This window comes from Novosphingobium malaysiense, from assembly GCF_000802225.1.
Lineage (GTDB): Bacteria > Pseudomonadota > Alphaproteobacteria > Sphingomonadales > Sphingomonadaceae > Novosphingobium > Novosphingobium malaysiense.
In genome coordinates, this window is sequence record NZ_JTDI01000005.1 from 437604 (window position 1) to 459273 (window position 21670).

General features: G+C 59.2%; 20 protein-coding genes. 13 read left to right on the forward strand and 7 right to left on the reverse strand.

The features are described from left to right. Positions 1–16 precede the first annotated feature (16 nt). The 3 genes from LK12_RS17700 to LK12_RS17710 all read right to left on the reverse strand — a co-directional run bounded on the left by LK12_RS17700 (position 17) and on the right by LK12_RS17710 (position 3116). A complete protein-coding gene (locus LK12_RS17700; RefSeq protein ID WP_039286736.1) occupies positions 17–784 on the reverse strand; it encodes an SDR family NAD(P)-dependent oxidoreductase in 768 nt (255 codons plus the stop codon). 65 nt (positions 785–849) lie between these two features. Next, complete coding sequence (locus LK12_RS17705) at positions 850–1572, reverse strand: dienelactone hydrolase family protein (RefSeq protein WP_039286738.1); 723 nt, start codon at positions 1570–1572, stop codon at positions 850–852. Between the two features lie 53 nt (positions 1573–1625). After that, complete coding sequence (locus tag LK12_RS17710; RefSeq protein WP_052223552.1) at positions 1626–3116, reverse strand: aldehyde dehydrogenase; 1491 nt, start codon at positions 3114–3116, stop codon at positions 1626–1628. Positions 3117–3349: 233 nt separating this feature from the next. Between LK12_RS17710 and LK12_RS17715 the strand changes: the two genes are divergently transcribed. The 7 genes from LK12_RS17715 to LK12_RS17745 all read left to right on the forward strand — a co-directional run bounded on the left by LK12_RS17715 (position 3350) and on the right by LK12_RS17745 (position 10705). Further along, on the forward strand, positions 3350–4333 hold the full coding sequence (locus LK12_RS17715) for a thiamine pyrophosphate-dependent dehydrogenase E1 component subunit alpha (RefSeq protein WP_052223553.1): 984 nt from the start codon (positions 3350–3352) through the stop codon (positions 4331–4333). 27 nt (positions 4334–4360) lie between these two features. Continuing rightward, positions 4361–5377 (forward strand): alpha-ketoacid dehydrogenase subunit beta, encoded by a 1017-nt coding sequence (locus LK12_RS17720; RefSeq protein WP_052223554.1) that lies wholly within the window; start codon positions 4361–4363, stop codon positions 5375–5377. A gap of 69 nt (positions 5378–5446) precedes the next feature. Then, positions 5447–6751, forward strand: a complete 1305-nt coding sequence (locus LK12_RS17725; protein ID WP_052223555.1) for a dihydrolipoamide acetyltransferase family protein — start codon at positions 5447–5449, stop codon at positions 6749–6751. A 33-nt stretch (positions 6752–6784) separates the two neighbouring features. Further along, entirely contained in the window at positions 6785–7876 is a 1092-nt protein-coding gene (locus LK12_RS17730) for a phosphotransferase (protein WP_197063581.1), read from the forward strand. Positions 7877–7904: 28 nt separating this feature from the next. Next, a complete protein-coding gene (locus tag LK12_RS17735) occupies positions 7905–9041 on the forward strand; it encodes a hypothetical protein (protein ID WP_052223556.1) in 1137 nt (378 codons plus the stop codon). Positions 9042–9131: 90 nt separating this feature from the next. Further along, positions 9132–9932 (forward strand): carotenoid biosynthesis protein, encoded by an 801-nt coding sequence (locus LK12_RS17740; protein WP_052223557.1) that lies wholly within the window; start codon positions 9132–9134, stop codon positions 9930–9932. Between the two features lie 17 nt (positions 9933–9949). Next, complete coding sequence (locus tag LK12_RS17745; protein WP_052223558.1) at positions 9950–10705, forward strand: SDR family NAD(P)-dependent oxidoreductase; 756 nt, start codon at positions 9950–9952, stop codon at positions 10703–10705. Between the two features lie 95 nt (positions 10706–10800). Here the strand turns inward: LK12_RS17745 and LK12_RS17750 are convergent, their stop codons facing one another. Beyond that, positions 10801–12447, reverse strand: a complete 1647-nt coding sequence (locus LK12_RS17750) for a class I adenylate-forming enzyme family protein (RefSeq protein ID WP_039286742.1) — start codon at positions 12445–12447, stop codon at positions 10801–10803. A 230-nt stretch (positions 12448–12677) separates the two neighbouring features. On the opposite strand from LK12_RS17750, the gene LK12_RS17755 reads away from it, so the two are divergent. Both LK12_RS17755 and LK12_RS17760 read left to right on the forward strand, forming a co-directional pair. Then, on the forward strand, positions 12678–13466 hold the full coding sequence (locus tag LK12_RS17755) for a VOC family protein (RefSeq protein ID WP_039286744.1): 789 nt from the start codon (positions 12678–12680) through the stop codon (positions 13464–13466). A 79-nt stretch (positions 13467–13545) separates the two neighbouring features. After that, positions 13546–13860, forward strand: coding sequence for a hypothetical protein (locus LK12_RS17760; RefSeq protein ID WP_039286746.1), 315 nt, complete (start codon positions 13546–13548; stop codon positions 13858–13860). A 39-nt stretch (positions 13861–13899) separates the two neighbouring features. Here the strand turns inward: LK12_RS17760 and LK12_RS17765 are convergent, their stop codons facing one another. After that, positions 13900–14724, reverse strand: a complete 825-nt coding sequence (locus LK12_RS17765; RefSeq protein WP_039286748.1) for a coniferyl-alcohol dehydrogenase — start codon at positions 14722–14724, stop codon at positions 13900–13902. 390 nt (positions 14725–15114) lie between these two features. Here LK12_RS17765 and LK12_RS17770 point away from each other — a divergent pair, with 390 nt between their 5' ends. The 4 genes from LK12_RS17770 to LK12_RS24315 all read left to right on the forward strand — a co-directional run bounded on the left by LK12_RS17770 (position 15115) and on the right by LK12_RS24315 (position 20100). After that, on the forward strand, positions 15115–16398 hold the full coding sequence (locus LK12_RS17770; RefSeq protein ID WP_039286751.1) for an amidohydrolase family protein: 1284 nt from the start codon (positions 15115–15117) through the stop codon (positions 16396–16398). A gap of 149 nt (positions 16399–16547) precedes the next feature. Beyond that, complete coding sequence (locus tag LK12_RS17775; protein ID WP_039286754.1) at positions 16548–17954, forward strand: MFS transporter; 1407 nt, start codon at positions 16548–16550, stop codon at positions 17952–17954. A 120-nt stretch (positions 17955–18074) separates the two neighbouring features. After that, a complete protein-coding gene (locus tag LK12_RS17780; protein ID WP_039286757.1) occupies positions 18075–18884 on the forward strand; it encodes an enoyl-CoA hydratase/isomerase family protein in 810 nt (269 codons plus the stop codon). Positions 18885–19041: 157 nt separating this feature from the next. Then, complete coding sequence (locus tag LK12_RS24315; RefSeq protein ID WP_082010609.1) at positions 19042–20100, forward strand: TetR family transcriptional regulator; 1059 nt, start codon at positions 19042–19044, stop codon at positions 20098–20100. A gap of 310 nt (positions 20101–20410) precedes the next feature. On the opposite strand, the gene LK12_RS25375 is transcribed toward LK12_RS24315, so the two are convergent. Both LK12_RS25375 and LK12_RS24710 read right to left on the reverse strand, forming a co-directional pair. After that, on the reverse strand, positions 20411–20857 hold the full coding sequence (locus LK12_RS25375) for a cytochrome P450 (RefSeq protein WP_407938171.1): 447 nt from the start codon (positions 20855–20857) through the stop codon (positions 20411–20413). Further along, positions 20778–21670, reverse strand: an 893-nt coding sequence (locus LK12_RS24710) for a cytochrome P450 (RefSeq protein WP_231568410.1), incomplete at its 5' end; no start/stop codon positions are given. The genes LK12_RS25375 and LK12_RS24710, both read right to left, overlap by 80 nt.

The following is a 21670-nucleotide window of genomic DNA, read 5'->3' on the forward strand; positions in this document are numbered from 1 at the left end:
AATTCTGCAGGAAGTGTCAGCCGCCGATGAACGCGCTCAAATCCGGGTACGCGGCGTTCGACCAGCCACCATCCACTACGAGATCGGCGCCATTGATGTACGAGGCCGCATGGCTGGCCAGAAACAAGGCCGCTTCGGCCTGTTCCGCTGCGGCTGCGGGGCGGCCTATCGGAATGCGTTCGAGATAGAGCGAGCGCATCGCGCCGGGCATGTTCGCGTTGGCAGCGGTATGGGTGAGGCCGGGCGAAACGGTGTTCACGCGGATGCCAAGTGGACCCAGTTCGATGCTGCATGATTTGCCGAGCATGACAATGGCCGCTTTCGCGCAAGCATAGGAACTGAGCCCGTAGGCCGGCATAGTGGCATTCACGGAAGCGATGTTCACGATCGCGCCTTTGATGCCCGTATCGATCATGTGCCTGCTGACATACTTCACGCAATTGTAGGTGCCGATTACGGAACTATCGAACGCGACCCTCCAGTCTGCCGTTGAGCCTTTGAGGATAGGCCCGAATTTCGACGTGTTTGCCACATTGAAGCAGGAATCGATCCTGCCGAACCGCTCGCAGGCGACATCGACCATGCGGGCGATATCCTCCTCGCTGGCGATATCTACCGCCAACGGCAGGCAGCGCTCGCCGAGCTCCCCGGCCAGTGCCTCCGTGCCGCTGCGGCTGGTAGCCAGTACTCTTGCGCCTTCCGCGATCAGCCGCTCGGTGATTGCACGCCCGATCCCGCTGTTCGCGGCAGTGACGATGGCTGTCTTGCCTTCGTATCTCATCATGTGCCTCCAGGCCGGATGCCGCTCATTGGACGATCGGGGGGCGAAACTGGGAAACAGGCTTCTCTTCAGGGAAAGACTTCCGCCAGCAACGCTTTCATTTCTGACCACGATCGCTCTTCAGCGCACTTGTCGTAGCGTACGGCGTCCGGACGGTTGATTGCCGCGGCACGAGGGTTGGTGAAGGAGTGGTAGACCCGGCCGTAGATGTGAAGCCTGAAATCGACATCGGCGGCACGCATATCTTCCTCGAATGCGTTGCGCATGCTGATCGGGATCATCGGATCGTTGGATCCGGTGCACACTAGGATCTTGCCCGTGATCTGGCGGCTGCGCTCTGGATCGGGCGCGACCGCACCGCCATGGAATGCAGCTGCTGCCGCAATCGGCAAGCCACTGCGGGCGACTTCAACCGCCACGTTGCCGCCAAAGCAATAGCCGATGGCTGCCAGCTTCGCTGCGTCTGCTTCTGGCTGCGTGGAAATGGCTGTTATGGCTGCCTGGCCAGCCTGCGCCATGAGGCCGGCATCCTTGGCCCGTCTCTTGGCGAGTGGAATGGCTTCGTCAGGATCAGCGATATAGCGGCCATCTCCATAGAAGTCGCATGCCAGAGCGGTGAAGCCTTCTTCGGCAAGGCGCCGAGCGTTGTCGTAGGCGACGTCGTCGAGCCCCGCTGCATCCGGAAACACGAGAATTCCCGGCAATTGCGAAGTGGCTTCATCGTCATAATAGAAGCGGCTCTTCATCATCGTTCCAGCGACGTCGTAGGTCAGGTCTCTAGTTTCGATCATCCAGTCAATTCCTCATCCCGGTTGCCCTCGTGCAAATGCTGCGAGCCATTTCTTCAGTGAGCGATGTAGACGGACTTTTCTTCAGTGTAGTGATCAAGGGCGTGTGGCCCCATTTCCCTGCCGATGCCGCTCTTCTTGTATCCACCGAAGGGGCGCCCGATTTCGGCAGGACGGTAGGTGTTGACCCAGACGGTTCCCGCGCGCAGGCGCGGCGCCATGCGGTGCGCGCGGCGGACGCTTTCGGTCCACACCGCCGATGCAAGGCCGAACTCGGTATCGTTGGCGATGCGGACGGCGTCGTCCTCGTCCTTGAAACGGATGATCGCGCCGATGGGGCCGAACACTTCCTCCTGGGCGATGCGAAAATGGTTTTCTACGCCGCTGTACAGTGTCGGGAGGACGTAGAGGCCATTGGCGAGTGCCGGATCGCTCGGGGTGCCGCCACCGGTTATCGGGACGGCGCCCTGCCTTTCGGCGATATCGAAATAGCCCGTCACCTTGCTGAAGTGAGGGCGGCAGGCCAGCGGAGCGACTTGCGAGGCAGGATCAAGCGGGTCGCCGATCCGCAGCGCTTCGACCCGGCGGACCAGTTCCTTGAAGAAATCCTCGCCGATTGTATCCTGGACAAGAATTCGGGAGCCCGAGATGCATGCCTGCCCGGTGGACGTGAATATGCCGGCGATCACGCCGTTGATGGCCTTGTCCATATCGGCATCGTCAAAGACGATGTTGGGCGATTTTCCGCCCAGTTCCAGCGTAACCCGCGCGTTGCGCGCCGCCGCGACTTGCGCGATCCTGAGCCCGGTTGAGGTCGCGCCGGTGAAGGCGATTTTCTCGACAAGCGGATGTTCCACCAGCGCAGCACCTGTCGTCCCGTCACCGGTTACAATGTTGACCACGCCTTCCGGAAAACCGGCCTTGAGGCAAAGTTCGCCGATGCGCAGGGTTGATAGCGGAGTCACTTCCGAAGGCTTCACAACGACGGTGTTGCCGGCCGCAAGCGCGGGGAACAGCTTCCAGCCAAGCAGTGCAAGCGGGCTGTTCCACGGGGTGATCGCTGCGACGACGCCGATCGGCTCGCGCACCGAATAGCTGGTCATGTTGGCCAGGTTCGACATCGATGATGTGCCACTGGCACTCTCCGCCAGCCCGGCATAGAAATGTGCGTGTTCCGCCATACGGTCGGCCGTTGGCAGCATCTCGGTCAGGAGCTTGCCGTTTTCGTGGACCTGCAGATAGCCGAGGATTTCGCGATCCTCGGCCAGAAGTTCGGCCAGCTTGCGCAGCAGCTTGGCCCGTTCGGCAGGCCGCGTCCGGCCCCAGCCGCTTTCGAACGCCCGGTGGGCAGCGAGAACCGCGCGATTTACGTCGCCAATGCTGGCGGAGGGGACTGCGCCCCATTTTTCACCCGTGGCGGGATATTCACACTGGAAGGTGCGGTCGTCTTCAGCCTGGACCAGTTGGCCGTCGATCAAAAGATGGTAGGCACGATCCGGGCTCAGTTCTCCCAGCCATGGCGTTGCACTACCTTCCGTACCGGCCATTTTTGCGTTCTCCCGTGTTTGCGTCATTTTGGGTTTTGCAGGCTTAAATTTTAAACGCAGTTAAATCAATATGCCACATGTCGGAACATCGCACCTGCGGCATAAATAGCGAGCAATGCGGCATTAAATCGCATTCTGGCGGGTTTCTTGGCCGGAGGACTGGCGTTGCAAAAATTTTTAATCTAGGATCAAAAATGTTGTGCCGGCCCAGGCCGGGATAGGGAGCAGGACAGATGAAGCTGACGGATGATCAAAAGAAGACTCTTTTGAACAATCTCATACGTGTCCGGGAACTTGATCAGTGGTTCATCGATGCCTTGATGGCCGGTAAACTGCCGTTGTTCTATCATAGTACTCAGGTGCAGGAAGCGGTTGGCGTGGGTGCATGCACCTTCTTGGAGGATGGAGATTCCGTCTATGCCACCCATCGTGGGCACGGCATCAGCAAGCTCATTCCGCGCGGAGTCAGTATCGAATCGATCATGGCCGAGCATTACGGCAAGCTGACGGGTTACTGCGGCGGTGCATCGGGGTGGCATCCCTGTGTGCCGGACAAGGGTTTCCCGATGTACACGGCACTGATTGCCGAGAATCTGGGCTTGGCGTGCGGGACGGCGATGGCTCACAAACTCGATGGCAAGCAGCGCGTCGTGGTCGCCTTCGAGGGCGATTCTGCGGTTGCCAAGGCTGAATTCCACGAGGCGTTCAACTTTGCGGCAGCCAATCGCTTGCCGCTCATTGTCGTCATCGAAAACAATGAGATGGGCCAGCACACCCCGATCGAGACTTACCTGCTCAACAAGGATGTCGCCAATTACGCCAAGGGTATCGGCGTGCCGGGCAAGATCGTAGATGGCCAGGATGTCGTCGCGGTTCTCGACGCTGTGCAGGAGGCTGTCGAACGGGCGCGCGCGGGCGGTGGTCCATCGATGATCGAATGCAAGACATACCGGCTGCGTGGCCATTCCGAAGGGGGGCCGAACGTCTCGATGGACAAGCCCCGTCCCAAGGATGAAGCTGACATGTGGCTTCGCGACAAGGATCCGCTCAAGCTGTTCGGTGGAGAGCTCATCGCGGGCGGGATCGTGACACAGGCGGACATCGATCAGATGGAGCACGATGTTCGCGAAGAGATCGAGGAGGCTTACCAGTCCGCGTTGGATGCCCCGCCGATCCCCAATTTCGAGCATCTCCAGTCGCTGCTGTTCGCCGAATAAGAAAAATCCCGGGAAGGAACTGGTCAAATGGTAAGGCAGCAACGTTCGATGCTGGAAGTCCTCAACACGACTCTTGTAGAGGAGATGGAGCGCGATCCCAAGGTCGTCTACATGGGCGAATGCGTTGTCGGCAGCGCAATGGGTATGACGCAAGGTCTTTACGAGAAGTTCGGGCCGTCCCGCGTCATCGAGACCGGGCTGGTGGAAAACACCATGGTGGCGGCGGGCATCGGCATGGCCGAGCGCGGATACCGTCCGATCATCGATCCGATGATGGCGGATTTCCTTACGCCTGCCTATGCGGCGATGACCGTGGCGGGCAAGAATCGCTTCATGCACGGGGGCAAGCTCAACATCCCGATGGTCATCCTCACCACGATGGGCGGCTATCTGGGATTGGGCGCTGAGCATTCCGGGTGCCCGGAATCGCAGATCATGCACATGCCTGGCCTCAAGCTGGTGGTCCCCAGCACTGTCAATGATGCGCGTGGGCTGCTCAAGACGGCCATCCGAGACAACAATCCTGTGGTCTATTTCTTTCACAAGCGCCTGATGCGCGAAAAGGGCGAAGTTTCCGAAGACGATGGCGCGATCCCGTTTGGCGTTGCCGACATCAAGCGCGAAGGAACCGACGTTACCATCGTGGCGACGGCCTATCAGGTGAAGCTGTGTCTCGATGTCGCGGAAAAGCTGGCGGCCAAGGGCATCAGTGTCGAAGTGATCGATCCGCGCACTTTGGTGCCGCTGGACATCGAAACGATCGTCAAGTCGGTGAAGAAAACCAACCGCGCTCTCGTCGTCGATGAAGACTATATCACCTGCGGTGTAGGCGGCGAGATCGCGATGCAGATCATGGAGCACGCGTTCGACTACCTTGATGAGCCCGTGAAACGCATCGGCGCGAAAGGCTGGGTTCCGGCAACGTCTGTGGACAGGTTCGTCCTGCCGCAGCCGCAGGAAATCGCGGACGCAGTCACGTCGCTGGTCCATGCCGACCGGGTCGAAGTCAACATTCAGGCCGGCAAGTCCTTCGCGCGCCGGTGAAACTGGTGCGGCAGCGGACGCGAGCAAGCGTCACGCCATGCCGTGCCTTGATACCAAGGATTCTGTGTAATGGCAGAAGAGCTCATTGTCCCCAAACTCGGCATGGCTGCTGCGGTCGTCACTTTGACCGCATGGAAAGCCCAGGAAGGTGCCCGGGTTGAAAAGGGAGACACCGTTCTCGACATCGAAGCTGAAAAGACCACCTTCGAGATGCCGGCGCCCATTTCCGGCATTCTTCATATTCTTGCGCCGCAGGGCGTCGAGACCGACGTCAATACCGTGGTGGGCCTCATCGCGCTGAACGAGGAAGAATATGCGGCGCTCACTGCCGGCGAGGCGGACGATGCAGATGGGCCGCAGGCGCCGCAAGGTGCGCTTGCGCAAGACATGCAAGCAGGTGCAGAAACTGGTGAGGAGGCCGATGCCGGGCGGACTTTCGCAACGCCTATAGCGCGCAGGCTGGCAAAAGAGGCTGGGCTGGATCTGGGCGCAATCGCGGGTACCGGTCCGCGGGGAAGGATCCAGCGAGACGATGTGCACAAGGCCATCGAACGGCGTAAGTTATCGCCTGCGCTCCCGTCTCCAGTTTCCGCCCCGGAAGGTGTGCCGACCGCCATGTACACACCCGTTGCGGAAAAGGAGGCCGGCGAGCGCAGGGTGCGCGAAACGATTCCCTATGCCGGTATGCGCAAGGCCATCGGCGAAAACATGATGCGCAGCCTGGCAATCAATGCGCCCAACACCATGTCGGGTGATTACGATCTCACGATCATGGCCAAGTACCGGGAAAACTTCGTGCAGCACGAAAGCCGCCTGGGAACGCGCATCACTTACGCCGACCTTGTTATTCATGCAGTAGCGAAAGCCCTTGCAGCCTTTCCGCTGATGAATTCGAGCCTGATTGGGTCCGAAATCCGGATTTGGGGCGAAATCAATATCGGGATGGCCGTAGCGCTTGGCGACGACGGCACCAGGGGGCTGGTTGTCCCGGTTATCCGAAATGCCGACAAGATGACGCTCGTCGAGATTTCCAAGGCTACCAAAGATCTGGGCAAGCGGGCACGCGAAGGCCGTCTGGGCGCTCCGGAAATGTCGGGCGGCACATTTACGGTCACCAACTTCGGATCGTTGGGGGTGAGTTCCTATTCGACGCCAATCATCAATCCGCCGGAATCCGGCATTCTGGGGATCGGCCGCCTACAGAAGAAGCCCATCGTGCGCGGAGAAGGCATCCTGATCGCGCCGATGCTGCCCTATAGCCTGACGCACGACCATCGGGTCATTGACGGCGCTGCAGCTGAAAAGTTCCTGGGCGTCTTGAAGGACATCATGGAGAACACCAGCGCAGACCTGAATGAACTGATCCTGTTTTGATTGACCTTGGCTTCGCGGATTGGATGATTGATGATGATTGACGCACCGGAAGTCTCGCAGGTCGCAGAGATATCTGCGACCTGGCTGAGCCGGGTTCTTGAAGGCGCAGGCTTCGACGGCGCTGAGGTTGTCAGTTTCACGACCAGGCCGGTCGGCACCGGGCAGGCCGCAGGCTGTTTTCGTATCCTGCCCGAATATTCCCGCCCGCGCGCCGGCCTGCCGCGTTCGATCGTGACGAAATTTCCGTCCGACGACGAGGCCAGTCGCACATCCGGTGCCAGTGCTGGGACCTATGCGCGCGAAATCGAGTTCTATCGCAGTCTTCAGTCACAGCTTTCGATCAGGACGCCGCGCAGCTATCTGGCAGAGCGCGATGAAAGCGGTGGCCGGTTCGCCTTGCTGCTCGAAGATCTGGCACCTGCCGATCAAGGCGACCAGCTCATTGGTTGCGACGCGGAATTCGCGCGGGCTGCGGTCATGGAACTCGTCGGCCTGCATGCGCCAAGCTGGAACAATTCGGCGATGCTGGGTTCGAACCTTGTCAGTTATACAAGCGTTCCGGAACGTGCCAGGGGCATCATGAACCGGATCTACCGTGTCGGGCTTCCGCACTTTATGGTGCGTTGTGCGGACAAGCTGGAAAAGGATGAAGTTGCACTGATCCAGCGCGTGGCCGAATGCGAGGAGTTGCCGAGTGAACATCCTCGGCTGCAGGCACGTTGCCTGACTCACAACGACTACCGGCTCGATAATTTCCTGTTCGTGCCGTCTGACGCAGTGGCCACCCTGCGTGTGGTGGACTGGCAGACTTATGGCACGGGGAATCCCATGCGCGATGTATCGTATTTCATCGGGGGCTGCCTGCTGCCCGAGTTGCGCAGTTGCCTAGAGCGCGATCTGGTCCGCGAATACCACGCCTTGCTCTGTACAAGCGGCGTCGCGGATTATGATTTCGACACATGCTGGTCCGATTACCGGCAGGCCTCCTATCACGGCCTCATGAACGCCATGGCTGGCATGGTCTTCGCAAAACAGACGGAACGCGGCGACCGGCTGTTCACGGCGATGGCGCAGCGCCATGCCAGACAGATCATAGACCTCGGAGCCGGTGAATTTTTGCTCTGACCGTGGATTTTTCCTGAAGGATTTCAAAATGCTGATCAAGTACGACGACTTGCCTTTGCAGCAAACCGTGGAATCGCTTGCCTACCTGGATACGAGTGATCGCGACGCTTACGGGCGCTATTGGTTCAACGGATACGATCCGGAAGGCGAATTCTATTTCGGGATCGCGTTTGCGATGTATCCCAACCGGGAAGTGATGGACTGCGCGCTCAGCGTTGTGCGCAAGGACGGTTCCCAGGATAGTTTTCGCGCCTCCCGGCGGTGCCCGATCGATCGCACCGAGATGCAGGTCGGGCCACTGAAGCTGGAAATCACCGAGTTGATGCGCGTGCTGCGCGTGACCATCGAGGACAACGACACGGGGATTACCGCCGACCTTACGTTCACAGCGACGTCGCCCGTGCACGAGGAGCCCACAGACCGCGTCCGCCAGGAAGGGGCGGTCCGCATGGTGGCCCAGATGAAGCGCTATACCCAGTTTGGCCGCTGGAACGGGTTCATTGGGGTGAAGGGTGAAAAGCAGGCGATCGTCAATGCCTGCGGCATGCGCGACCGTTCCTGGGGTTGGCGATTCTGCGGAGAGCCGCAGGGCGGCACGCACCGCCTTCGTCCATCTCAGGCATTCTACCTGTGGGCCCCCATATTCTGGGATGATCGCTGCACGCATTACAGCACCTGGGAAAACGCCGATGGCGTGCCGCTCAAGAGCTTCGCCCAGATCTTCCCCTTGTATGACAATAACACCGAGTTCGATGTGATGGATCCCACAGGGTTCCGGAATATCGAAGCGGGTCAGCATCGGCTGGAATTCAACGATCCGGAATCCCGTTTCGTCACAGGCGGCGAGTTCGATCTCATCGACAATGGGGAATTGATCACTGTGAAGGTGGAGCCGTTGTTGCGCTTCCACATGTACGGCATCGGTTACGCCCATCCGGAATGGGGTCATGGCATGTGGAAGGGCGATCTCGCCTGGACCAGCGAGCACTGGAACGTCAACGACGTCGATAAGCTCACGCCGCATCTTCAGCACTGTCAGCAGGTCATCCGTGTCACCCATGGTGACCGGGTCGGCCACGGCGTGCTTGAGCAGTCCGTGATCGGACCGCATCACCGCTATGGTTTCGGTCCTGGGCTGGCGCCGCTTGGCGCGAGCGAAGCCTGACCGGAAGAATGGGGAGGGTGCTCAAGCGTGATTGACAAAGCGAAGGCAAGCGCGAGAGACGGTAGCATGCGGTTGCGGATTTGCTGGGCGATGGGGACCATCTGGTTCGTTTCGTTTCTCCTGTCCCAATTGATGGCCGGTACGGGGGCAGGTGCCGCAGCGGGCGGCATCATGGTGCTGATGCTGATCGCCATCGTGGCGGTGCACGGCTCGATGCTCTACGGCTGGCCCGGCTTTGGTGTCTACTTGGCCATGGGAACGGCCATAGGTTTCGGGCTGGAAGCCAGCAGCGTCGCCAATGGCTTTCCCTTCGGCAGCTATGTCCATAATACGCCGGGCCCTAAACCGCTGGGCGTGCCGATCCAGGCGATCGTGGTCTATGTGCTGGCTGGCTGGTATGCCTGGGCGATCGGCAGGTCGATCCTGCTGGATCAGCCGGATCGCATCGGTGGCGCCGGATACGTGGCAGTGCCGCTGGTCGCGGCATTCATCCTTTGCGGTCTTGACTATCCAAACGATCCAATCGGTGCGACCATCAAGGGGGATTGGACGTACGCACATCCCGGCGGCCAGTTTGGAGTGCCGCTTTCGAACTATCTGGGCTGGATATTCACCGGCTGGGTGCTGTTTCAGTTGTTCAGCCTCATCGAGAAGCGATTTCCTCCTTGTGAGGCTGTCCAGTCCCGCAGGTACTGGTTGCTGCCTTGCCTGATGTGGCTGGCGATGCCGCTGCAGTTCGTGTTCTCGTGGCTCGGCGCGCCAGGCGGAACGGTAAACTTGGGTGAAAGCACGTTCGTCATTGCGGACATTCATGAAGCGGCCCTGATCGGCAGTTTGTTCTCGATGGTGCTTCCGGCACTGATCGCAATTTATCGTCTGGTTGGAAGATGACGGAAAGAAGAGAAGCTATGGGACAGCGAAGGCTTGAAGGCAAAGTTGCAATCATCACCGGCGGGGCGGGCGGCATCGGCGAGGCGACCTGCGAGCGTTTGGCGAAAGCGGGTGCTGCAGTGGTCGTCGCCGACATCAACATTGAAAGCGCCCGCAAGATCGCAGATGGAATTTGCGCTGGCGGTGACCGCGCTGTCGCCGTGCAGTTTGATCTGCTGGATACCGTCAGTATCAATGATCTTGTGTCGGTCACCATGGCCGAGTTCGGCCAGATTGATGTCCTTCACAACAATGCCGTCTATAATCCACCCGAAGCATTCAACGCCGACGGCGGCTTCCTGGAAATGGACAGTACGGTGTGGGACAACATTTTCGCAGGCAATGTGCGAGCAGGCATGGAACTGGTTCGCTCGGCTGCGCCGCACATGATCGCACGGGGAAAAGGCGGGGCCATCATCAACTCGTCTTCCGGGGCGTCCGGTCACGGGCAACTGACGATGTCGGCCTATGGCGCGTCCAAGGGCGCGCTCAACTCCATGACGCACTACATGGCCACCCAGTTTGCGCCGTACAAGATCCGCTGCAACACGATGATCCTCCCGGCAGTGCTGACCAAAGGTCTCGAAGCCCTCTTCACTGAAGAGCAGATCGAGCAGTTCGTCAGTCACACGCTGATGAAGGAAGCAACGCGGCCCGCCGACATTGCGGCCGTCGTGGAATTCCTGGCGTCGGACGATGCCAAGATGATCAGCGGGCAATTGTGGAAGATCTAATGTGATGCAAGGCGCGCGGACGGTTTGCGTCCGTGCGCCGCCAACGTGTGGTATTGATCAGAGCCGGCGCAAAAGCGGGCCGGCTGTCGAAACTCTTACCAATCGATCATGCCGGAAACGGCATTCGCCAGGGCATTTTTGTTGACCTTACCAGCCGCGGTGCGGGGAATGTCTTCCCTTTCCATCTGGATGATCGCCAGCGGCACCTTGTACGACGACAACTGGTCCTTGGTCAGTTGCAGGAGCACTGCCGTGTCGAGCGTCGTTTGCGGTTTTCCCACCACGACGGCCGTGACCGCGTCACCCCGTTTCGGGTGGGGAAGGCCGAACACATAGGCTTCGATCACGCCTTCGCCGGTTTTCAGAACACGTTCGACTTCCAGCGGAGCCACGTTCGCACCGGCTGTCTTGATCATTTCGGTGCTGCGGGTGTGATAATAGAGATATCCATCCTCGTCGATCGAGCAGACGTCGCCGGTGGCAAACCAGCCCCCCGCCAGAAAGCAGTCTTCCCGTTCGACCTTGTAGTATCCGGACATCATGGAGTAGCCGCGAACCTGCAATTCGCCTTGTTGGCGGGCCCCCAACTCGGCGCCAGTATCCAGATCAACGATACGGCGCTGGATACCCGGCAACTGGCGGCCCATGGCGCCCGCCTTGGAGCGGGGGATAGCGTTTCGGCGCCTTTCGATGGTGTGCATACCGAACGTCTCGGTCATGCCGAAATTGCCGCCGCGCAAAGGCACGGGAATGACCTTGCCATGTTCGTCCACGAAGGCGTCAAGACGGCCACGGATGGACGAAAGGTCGGCACCGGCGGCGGCAGCTGTCCTGACAAGTTCCTCGCGCTGGGTGACCCAGCCCGGCATGCGGGTAACGCGGTGCCGCTCGATGGCATCGATCATGTCGGCCATGCCAGGACCGCGCGCGAAAACCAGGGCTGCGCCGGAATGCAGGGCGGGAATGAGATTGCCATTGAAGCCGCCCACCCAGAACAGGGGCATGTTCACCAGATTGCGATCGTCAGGCAGGAAATCGATGTAGTCGAGAAACTCGTGGGGCACCCGAACGGTCGTCCCGTGGGTGTGCACGACGGACTTGGGATAGGCCGTGGTGCCCGAAGTGGAAATCGTGACAGCTAGGTCCGCCGGTGTGACCCGTTTCTCCACCTGCGCGAGAAATTCATCGGAAATGTTGGAGGCGGCATCGCCGACTGCCTGGAGGCCATCCAACCCCTTGATCGCCCAGGGGCGGTCACAATCGCCCAGAACGATGATGTGGCGCAGGTAGGGATGACTGCTCAGGTGCAACGTCGTGCCGTTCTGGGCCGCAAGGCCGGGGATCGCCGCCTCGATGCGTTCTATGAAGTTGGTTCCGGCATATTGCGATGCCAGAAAGAGGATTTCGGTGTCGTTGTGATCGAGCGCGTGCGCAATTTCGGCGGGCTTGTAGAGCGTGCTGAATGGCTGGGTCAGCGCTCCCATGCGGGCAGCTCCTTGCCAGCACAGCACCCACTCGATGCAGTTATGAACCAGCAGTGCGACGCGTGATGCTTTGCAGGCGCCAAGCGCCAGAAGACCGCGCGCGATCGCGGCAGAAGCTCGTTCAGCGCCAGCATGGCTTATCGTGCGTTCGTTGTCGATCAGGAAAGGGCGGTCGGCAAATCCCGCGGAAGCATGGGCAATGAGGTTCGGAACCGTCGGCACGAAGCCGGGGTCGACAGGACGCGGAAGGGATTTCATGCTGGATCCTCATTCAAACTTTGCCCGGAGAAAAGCGGCGGTTCATACCCGAACTGTTGCGTGCAGGCTTGCCGTTTCGCCGTCCTCTTTGCTCTTCCGGTAGATGGGATTTTAGTTCAAAGTCAAATTTTCTCGCAATGCGTAGCCGAACGGTCAGCTCCATGCCAGTAGGCGGAGTGACAGGAGGGGGAAGAATGACACGAAGAATAAGCCCCCTGCGGCTCAACCACATGAATCTGGTCGTGGGAGACTTCGAGGCCGCGGTAGCACATTTTGAACGCGTATACGGCGCCGAGTTTCTGGCCGATCTCCCTTCGGCGGAGTTTCATGCCTGCCTGCTTGGTTTCGGTGGCGGCATGTTCGAACTGTTTGCGCCGAACGCCTGGCTCCTCTCGGCGCGATTCGGGCCATTCCATCTGGGGGTTGAATACCAGGCGGACATGAACGAAGTACGCGACGTACTGGCATCGCATGATGTCAGGCTCATCCGGGATCTCGGGAAAGCGCTGCACACGCATCCCGACGATACTCTTGGGGTTTCGTTCGAGTTTTATGGTCTGCAGTTCACGGAGAAGGTTTTTCCAGAACTGGGAAGGCCGATGGCGCCTCCATCCTTCTGGCGCAATGAGCATCCGCTTGGGCTGTCGCGCCTGAAAGGCTTTGCGATAGCGGTCGATGATATCGATGCCGCGCTGGCGCGCATGTCGGCGCTGTTCGATTGCACTGTGCTGGGCGAGGAAACGCGCCCCGCGCTTGGAGCCCGCGCGATCTGCCTGGACCTGGCCGATTCCCGCATCGAACTCGTGGCTCCGGAGAGAGAAGGGGCACTGACTCGGTTCCTGGCGCGGTATGGCCAAGGCATTCACTCCACGATCTTTGCAGCGCGCGATCTTGATCTGGTGCGGGACTGGTTCGATCAGCACGGCATCCTGGTGGGCGCCGGGTCGTGCGAAGGCCGACTTTCCATTCCCTCGGAAGCGAATGCCGGTGCAATCTTTGAGATAGAGGCGGAACGCTGAGGGGAAACCGGTACATTCCGCGCATTTAACAGGCGCGTAGCAAGAGCGTGATATTGTAATTCGGTAACAGGAGCTTAGTGTGGGTCAGTATATTCTCGTCATTCCGAGTAGCCCGGTTGAAGGTCAGGCTGGCGCCTACAACAGTTGGTACGGTGGGCAGCATCTGGCCGATTTGCTGAAGGTACCCGGGGTGCAGGTCGCTTCCCGCTACGAGGCGCAGGCCTTGACGGATGATGTACCTCCTGCGGAGTTTCTGGCAATCTATCAGATCGAGACCGAAGATCCGCAAGGCGTTCTGGCCGAAATTGTCCGGCGTTCCGAAACGGGGGAGATCGGCCTGTCCCCTGCCTTGGACATGTCGAGCGTCAAGATCTGGCTATACCAGGCGCTCTGAACCGGAACCAGGCGCGGACAAGCCGCGCCTGGTGTGGACTCAGGCTTCCTCCTGGAATACCGACATGAAGCTCATGTCGATCTGGCCGGTGGCACTGCCGCCAGTGAAGCCGCCATCGACCAGCAGGGGAACGCCGTTGATGTACGAGGCTGCCTCGCTGTTTAGGAAGATCATCGGCCGGGCTTGTTCTTCCGGTGTTGCATAGCGGTTGATGGGCTGCGTGATGCCGTCGATCACGCTCTTGGGGGCGGCCTTCTCGAAATCGGGCATCATCGGCGTCTGCGTCGGGCCAGGCAGCGTGCAGTTCAGGCGAATGCCCTTTTTGATCAGGTGGCAAGCCTCCATCATCGTCCAGACGATCAGAGCTTCCTTGCCAAAGGCATAGCCTTCCCAAATCTCGCCGATGTTTTCTTCACACCACTTCAGGCCCGAAGCGAAATCAGGCGTCGAGGCCAGCGCCTTGTGCGTTTCCAGACGCATCGGCCAGCCGGCGCCGGCGGTCGAGGCGATGCTGGCGACGGCAGAACCTTCCTTCAGCAGCGGGGTGATCGCCTGCGTCATCTTGCGCGCAGCCAGAAAGTTCACCTTCATGATGTCGAGGACAGGTGCAATATTGGGCAGGCCGGCACAATTGAAAAGCGCGTCAAACTTGCCAGAAAGTCCGGCTACGGCACTGTCGATTGCAGCCTCGTCTCGCAGATCGAGGCGAGTGAAGGAGGCGAGAGGAAGCGCGCAGTCCTTGTAGTCGAAGCCGTGCACCTCGGCGCCGAGGTCGAGCAGAATGCGTGCGGTCGCCTCACCCATGCCGGAAAAGCACCCGCTGACGATGACGCGTTTGCCCTGATAGCCTAGAAAATCAGACATCTTCGATCCTTTCCTGATTGTTGCGCCTGTTATCGGTGCGCGTTGTTGCGAGCAAGCGACTCCATGCAGAAAATATAATTTAGATTAAAATAACATCGGTGCGGCGCGTCAAGCATGAGGCTGTGGACACGCTGCTGCGGCTGCCACCGGGCGTCTGCTTTGCCGTGCAAAACGAGCATGACGGTTTGAGTTCGCCACCACAATGAAGCCAGGTATCACCTGCTCGCGCGCATCGTGCGAAAGTTGCAGACGTTGGGCTTGTCGTTATAATTTGATTTGTGTTTAAAAAAATTGTTAGAAGGTTGGTGACGTGACCACCCTAGGTCGATGCCGTCCTGATTCGGGCGGCCTCCCCGGGGAGATCGAAGCCAGCCCAATGGAGGATGAGAGATGTCTGACAGCCAAGTTGAAACCGTCGAAAAGGAAAAGAACGATATCGCCGACGATGCGGCCAGCTACTGGATGGAAGCGGGTTATTCCGAAGGCGGCGTACTTCGCAAAGTGGACTACGCGGGCCTGGCAAAAGGGCTTCCCAAAGAACTCGAGGGCATCAAGATCGTCGATACCGATACGCACATCGTCGAATCACCGGACATCTTTGCGAACGCTCCTGTAGGGTTGAAGGACAAGCTTCCGCGCGTCGTACGCGTCAATGGCGTGGACCGCTGGAAGGTGGGCGATCGTGACTTCGGTTCGCTGGGCGGCAACGTCATTCGTGCCGACCATCAGAAGCTCCTCGGCCGGTTGTCATTCCCGAAGCTGGAGCAGGGGCATCCCGGAGCCTGGCAGATCAAGGACCGCCTGCAGGCGATGGACGACATGGGTGTCTATGCCCAAATCTGCTTCCAGAATTCCGGCGTCACGCAGGCCGGCTCGCTGATGTCGCTTGGCGACAACGAACTCGCGAAGACGGTTCTGCGAATGTACAACGACGCGTCGATCCAGCGTCAAGAGGAATCCGGCCAGCGGCTTTTCACGATGGCCCACCTGCCGATCTGGGACAAGGCGGCGATGGAAGCAGAGGCCGAGCGCGTTCTCGATGCTGGCCTGAAGGGCTTCGTCCTTCCCGATACGCCTGAGCGGCTCGGGATTCCCTCGTTCAACGAAAGCTACTGGGACAATTTCCTCGCGCTTTGCAATGATCGCGGTGCACCGCTTAATTTCCACCTGAACGCCGCCGTCAATCCGGACGGCATGGTCTGGAAGGGCTTTGAGTTCGAGCAGGTTCTGTCTGTCGTCGCCACGATGTACTCGATCTGCAATTCCGCCACGATCGGCAACTGGATCGTTTCGGGCCGCCTTGACCAGTTCGACAAGCTGAAGATCGGCCTGATCGAAACCGGTATCGGCTGGGTGCCGTTCGCGATCGAAGCCCTTGAACACCAGTTCCGCGAGATGATGGGGGCGTGCAAGGTTCAGCCCAAGCGCCGTCCCTGGGAATACTTCCACGACCACTTCAAGGTCACCTTCTGGTTCGAGGAGTACGCGCCCAAGCACATGCTGGACAAGATCGGCATCAACAACGTCATGTTCGAGACCGATTTCCCGCACCCGACCTGCCTCTATCCGGGCGTGCAGGATCACATTGTCAAGGTGCTTGGCGACCACCCCTACGAAGTGCGCAAGCAGGTTCTGGAGCGCAATGCTGTGGAACTCTACAATCTGCCGTTCTGACGCAGGGAAAAAATCGGTGCGGGGTTACTCGCACTGAACAGATGACGATGGGCGGGCCTGCATCTCAACGGGGGCAGGCACCGCTCGCGCGTCAGGTTTGAGAGGGGAGGCGCATGGGGGCGAGGCGGTTTTTGCGTCCGGAAAACCTGTTGCTTCTCGCACTGTTCGCCGCCGAATTGGCCGAGAGTTTCGGCGGGACGATCGTTTATGCCGCGCTGCCTCGCCTGATGCGCGAATTCGGCGATCCGGTGACGGTAGGTTGGCTCGTCACCGGCCATAGTCTGATCGCGACAAGCGCTGCACTGATGGCGGGGCGTATCGGGGCGATGTTCGGCGTGCGCAGGTCTATGCTGGCGTTTCTGGCCTGCGCTATGGCAGGCTCCTCCATATGTGCATTCAGCAACGGCTTTCCGATGCTCATGGCCGGGCGTTCCCTGCAGGGTGTCGGCGCCGCCGTATTTCCCCTATCCATCAGCCTGCTGCGTGTGCATTGGCCTGTTCAACGCATTCCGGTCGGCTTGGGTCTGATCACTTCAGCCGCTTCCATCGGTGCCGCATCGGGCTTGGTCCTGGGTGGTATCATTCTCGATAATTTCGACTGGCACTGGATGTTCGGCGCATCAGCGCTTCTGCTATGCTGTGCGTGGCTGGCCGTCCGGCTGCTCGTGCACGGCGGGGAGCGCCAGGAAGTCGTACCCCGGATCGATCTGATCGACGGTTTCCTCCCCGTTCCTGCTATCTGTGCAATCCTCTTGGCAGTCAGCAGTGCCAGGCAGTCCGGCTGGGGCGATCCGCTTGTTCTTGGTCTGCTGGCCGGAGGAGGCTTTGCGCTCGTTTTCTGGGGATGGCGCAGCTTGCGCCTGAGCCATCCCTTCCTTGATCTTCGGCTGCTGGCGAGGCGAAATGTTGCGATACCCAATCTGATCACTGTCCTGGTCGCGTTGGGAACGATGCAGATTACCCTGGTCTTTTCGTCCTATGTGCAGTCGCCCTCCTGGACGATGGTTGGCCTGGGGCTTAGCGCCACGGTGGCTGGGCTTGCCAAACTTCCGTCAAATTTCCTTTCATTCTTCGCCGGGCCATTCTCGGGATGGCTGACGCAACGGGCCGGGAACCGCACTGCATTGCTGTCTGGCACGGTCCTGGTCACGGTGAGTTGGCTTGCAGCGACTGTGCTTCCGGACAACATATATCTTGTCGTCGCTTTGATCTGCGGCGTGTCCTTTGGCACCACCATTCTCTTTGCGGCCATTCCCAATGCCATGGTGGCGGCCGTCCCGGTCAACAGCACGGGCGATGTCATTGGAGCAATGATTGTCCTGCGTGGCCTGTTCATGGGAGCAGGCGCACAGATCGTGACGATCCTGTTCGCGAGTCATGCAGTTTCTCAGAGTGGCGTCATGCTTCCGTCGGCGCAGTCCTTTCGGTCCGTGATGCTTTGGATCGCGTCTTTGTCGGGATTTGCTGCAGTGCTCGCCTTTGCCATGCCCCGGAAGATCAGGGCCGCTACGGATGGACAATGCTTAAGTGTTGATAAAAATATGAATTCAAATTAAATAATGGAAATTTCGAATATGGAGCCGCGATATGCGTAAAGCAGTCAGTGCGGTTGAGGCCAGGTTGGCCGGTGGGAGGGGCGACGCGTCGGCACCTTCCAGCAAGGAGGATACTTGAGGATGCCGGATCTCATTATCGACAGCAGGGCAGGCATAACGACGTTGACGCTCAATCGTCCCGAGCGGCACAATGCACTTTCACCATCGCTTTCTGCGGCGATGGCTGAGGCGGTCGCGGACTTCAAGGCTGATGGGGATCAGCGTGTTCTCGTCGTCACCGGGACAGGGGAAAAGGCATTCTGTTCCGGCTGGGATTTGAAGCGTGCCCGAGGCGCTCAAGAACAGCTGGGAGGAGGTGATCAGAAGCGCTCTCTTCCAATCGCCAAGTCGGCCGAAATGTATGGGCTTGCAACGTGTGAGAAGCCTGTAATCGCAGCGATTAACGGCTTGGCTGTTGGGGGTGGTTTCGAGATTGCTCAATGCTGCGACATCAGGGTTGCAGTCGAAGAAGCTTGGTTTGGACTGCCCGAGGTGCAGCGCGGGTTTATCGCGGGGGTGTCGGCTATGAACCTGCCGCGCCATCTGCCTTACGGTGTGGCAGCAGATATCATGTTGGCCGGGCAACGCCTCACTGCCCACGATGCCTTTCGGTTCGGCTTTGTCCAGGAGGTGACGGAAAGAGGTGATTTGATGGCAGCAGTGATGCGGCGAGCGGAATCGATAGCGAAGTCTTCGCAATCAGCCTTATGGGGCACCAAGCTGGTTCTGCGTTATTGGCGTGATCTCATGCTCAGCGAGCACTATCGCCACTACGAGGCGGTGGCCCACCGAGTGCTTTTGTCTGGCGATATGGTTGAGGGGATAAAGGCGTTCTCGGAAAAGCGAGAGGCGCGTTTTGCGGGTGGGTGGCCGGATCCGCTGGAGCAATGAGCCCTGTTCCGAAACCGCAACGAGTTGCGGGACGAGCCCATGCACGTTGTCAATATGGTTGCCAATGTAGTTGTTGACGGGCGGGTTAAAGCGCTTGTCTGCAGGCAGTCCATTCGATAGGAATTTCTGTTAATTTAAGATTGAATTTGGAGGCAAGATGGCACGCGGTGCATCATCGGCAGAGCGAGCCGCGGTCAAGGCGAGGGCTTCGCGTCCCAAGGCTGCTGCAAAAAAGCAAGAAGTGGCAACGAGCGGGGTGTCTGCGCGGAAAGACGCCGGTCGGGCAGCTTTGGCTGAAGATGTGACTGTACCTCAGGTCGCTGGCGCGGAACATTCGGTTGCGGGGGCTTCTCCGAGCAATAAGCCCCGGCGCAGCAAGGGGGCGAGTGGCAGCCGCGGCACGCGCAGTGCTGCTGCGGCTGGTGCTGCCGATGACAGCAATGGCAAGAATGCCGCATCTGCCGAGAAAGGGCGGCCACAGGCTCCCTCCGCAAGCGGCCCGCAGAAGCGGCGGCGCGTCACAAAGACAAAGCGCGTGAATACGGCCAGTGTCCCGGAGCTGTCCAAGGCCGATGCCAAGAGACAGGAAATCATTGTAGCGGCTGCCTCGATTTTTGCGCGCAAAGGCTACGCCGAGACAACGCTCGTCGATGTGGCGAAGAAGCTGAAAATTCATACAGCTGGACTCTATTATTATTTCGAGAGCCGTGATGCACTGGTTGATGCGCTGCTAAAATATGCGGCGACCCGGCTTCACTCACGTTATCAGGCTCTCGTTGAGGAAATGGATGGCCAGTCGGCTTCCGAAAAGCTGAAGGTCATGATCCGCAAATATGTGCAGGTCGATTCCATCCGGGACGACGTGGGCGCGGCATTCTGGAAAATTTATGATCAAGTTTCGCCCGAATTGAGGGCAGGTGTCCGGGACGAGGCCAAAGGTTATTTTGAGGTGTGGAGAACACTCATCCGGGAAGCTGCTGCCGAGAAATCCTTGCGGGCCGACATAGACCCGGGCGTTCAACGGCAACTTCTGATGGGGTGTTTGGTCTGGATCAAAGAATGGTACAGACCTCAGGGCACAGTTTCTGCCGACGATATTGCTGATGCCGTTATTTCACTTTTCCTGAGTGGCGAGAACGCATCTCATGTTGAAGTAGCAAAACCCAAATCTGCGCCGCGCAAGGGGCGTGCCACTCGAAAGCAGGCAGGGGCCTGAGCTGCGGGGCTCCGGTAAGGGCAACAGCTATTCGGCTTAGGCCAACCCTGGAGTTTATGACTCCATCGTTGTCCGGACGCTTGAAGCATAGCCCTGCGACGTGAAATTCGCGGCTTGAGCCGGCTTTGGTCCGTCGGGTCACCGATGACCTCTCTGGCAGTTATGCGTTGTTGATTTATTTTTGCATTGCGGCCAGCTTTGTGTCGTGCATGGCAATGTTCGGACCGAGGCGTCATCCCAATTGGGGCCGGCACCAGGAGATGGAGAGGACCTGACTTGCCCCGCAGCTAGGCATTCTCACTACCGCCGACTAGGTGTCCCATTGCACCCAAAGCGATCTTGGGCCCCGAAGCATCGCGCCCGTAATCACTGCCGGCCGGGACAGGCGCAGGTTTGGAAGACGCCGGAGCAGGACCTCGAGCGCCACTGCAAGCTCTTCCCGGGCCAGAAAGGCTCCTAGGCACAAATGCGGCCCCAAACCGAACGCGACGTGCTCTCCTGGACGCCGGTCGAGGTCCCAGCGATCGGGATCAGTGAAGACTGACGGATCGCGATTCCCGATAGGCGGGCAGAGACTGACAACCTCTCCAGCCGGAATTTCAACGCCGCTGACAATCACGTCCTTCAAGGTCATGCGCGGCTCAGAAGTTGTCGCTGCGCTCCAGCGTAAGCTCTCTTCAACAGCCCATTTGCGTTCTTCCGCATGGGCAAGGAGGCGCGGATGAATGGCGGGCTGATCCAGGACGGCCATCATCATGCTGCCGAGCGTCAACCAAGTCGTGTCGATCCCGGCAGGAAACAAAAATCGAAGGAAACCGAGGATCTCCTCCTCGTCGAGCCACTCGCCATCGACCCTCGGTACGCAACAATTCAGAAATTAGGTCCTCGCCAAGGTTTGAGCGCCGTTTCTCGATGATTGGCAAAATGAAGTTCGTGAAGTCCCGATTGGCCTGTGCGACGGTTTCGACGTCTGGATATGCCAGCATCGCAAGAGCGCACCGCTCCAGCCAATCCTCATGGTCAGCCGGGATGCCCAAAAGTTGGGCCGTGATGCGCAGTGGATACTTTCGCGAAAAGCTGGTGACGAGATCGGTTTCGCCAGATTGCACGAACTCATCGACTAGCGCTTCAGCAATTGGCCGGAACATGGGAACTACGTATTCTGGAACCTTGCGCTTTGTGAAGGCGGGCAGCACCAGCGCCCTCTTCCGCCGATGTTCGGCACCATCGTACCCCTGGATATTAGGGCCCATGAACGGGAAGGTAGCCGGGCGAAGTACCAGTGACTTGGAATAGACAGCTGAATTGCGAAAGGCTTCTCTAATATCGTCATAGCGCAAAAGCGTCAGTCGCGCCTCCGTACCCCGGCGCAGCCATACAGCGCCCTTTTCATCCCGCAAGCGGCCCAGACGCTCGAACCAGTCGGGAATGTCATCGCGATCATAGTCGATGTTGTCGTCGAGGCTAACCTCGTTCGCCAGCCTGAACCTGAACGTTTCACTGCCCTTCAAATCCATATACGCTCCCGTTTTAGGTCGTGAACTCATAAATTCGAAGTGGCTGCGCAAGG

What these genes read in the sequence shown, in the direction of transcription:
- LK12_RS17700 (WP_039286736.1), bottom strand. Translation starts at nt 784, where the DNA reads ATGATGAGATACGAAGGCAAGACAGCCATCGTCACTGCCGCGAACAGC.
- LK12_RS17705 (WP_039286738.1), bottom strand. Translation starts at nt 1,572, where the DNA reads ATGATCGAAACTAGAGACCTGACCTACGACGTCGCTGGAACGATGATG.
- LK12_RS17710 (WP_052223552.1), bottom strand. Translation starts at nt 3,116, where the DNA reads ATGGCCGGTACGGAAGGTAGTGCAACGCCATGGCTGGGAGAACTGAGC.
- LK12_RS17715 (WP_052223553.1), top strand. Translation starts at nt 3,350, where the DNA reads ATGAAGCTGACGGATGATCAAAAGAAGACTCTTTTGAACAATCTCATA.
- LK12_RS17720 (WP_052223554.1), top strand. Translation starts at nt 4,361, where the DNA reads ATGGTAAGGCAGCAACGTTCGATGCTGGAAGTCCTCAACACGACTCTT.
- LK12_RS17725 (WP_052223555.1), top strand. Translation starts at nt 5,447, where the DNA reads ATGGCAGAAGAGCTCATTGTCCCCAAACTCGGCATGGCTGCTGCGGTC.
- LK12_RS17730 (WP_197063581.1), top strand. Translation starts at nt 6,785, where the DNA reads ATGATTGACGCACCGGAAGTCTCGCAGGTCGCAGAGATATCTGCGACC.
- LK12_RS17735 (WP_052223556.1), top strand. Translation starts at nt 7,905, where the DNA reads ATGCTGATCAAGTACGACGACTTGCCTTTGCAGCAAACCGTGGAATCG.
- LK12_RS17740 (WP_052223557.1), top strand. Translation starts at nt 9,132, where the DNA reads ATGGGGACCATCTGGTTCGTTTCGTTTCTCCTGTCCCAATTGATGGCC.
- LK12_RS17745 (WP_052223558.1), top strand. Translation starts at nt 9,950, where the DNA reads ATGGGACAGCGAAGGCTTGAAGGCAAAGTTGCAATCATCACCGGCGGG.
- LK12_RS17750 (WP_039286742.1), bottom strand. Translation starts at nt 12,447, where the DNA reads ATGAAATCCCTTCCGCGTCCTGTCGACCCCGGCTTCGTGCCGACGGTT.
- LK12_RS17755 (WP_039286744.1), top strand. Translation starts at nt 12,678, where the DNA reads ATGAATCTGGTCGTGGGAGACTTCGAGGCCGCGGTAGCACATTTTGAA.
- LK12_RS17765 (WP_039286748.1), bottom strand. Translation starts at nt 14,724, where the DNA reads ATGTCTGATTTTCTAGGCTATCAGGGCAAACGCGTCATCGTCAGCGGG.
- LK12_RS17770 (WP_039286751.1), top strand. Translation starts at nt 15,115, where the DNA reads ATGTCTGACAGCCAAGTTGAAACCGTCGAAAAGGAAAAGAACGATATC.
- LK12_RS17780 (WP_039286757.1), top strand. Translation starts at nt 18,075, where the DNA reads ATGCCGGATCTCATTATCGACAGCAGGGCAGGCATAACGACGTTGACG.
- LK12_RS24315 (WP_082010609.1), top strand. Translation starts at nt 19,042, where the DNA reads ATGGCACGCGGTGCATCATCGGCAGAGCGAGCCGCGGTCAAGGCGAGG.
- LK12_RS25375 (WP_407938171.1), bottom strand. Translation starts at nt 20,857, where the DNA reads ATGATGATGGCCGTCCTGGATCAGCCCGCCATTCATCCGCGCCTCCTT.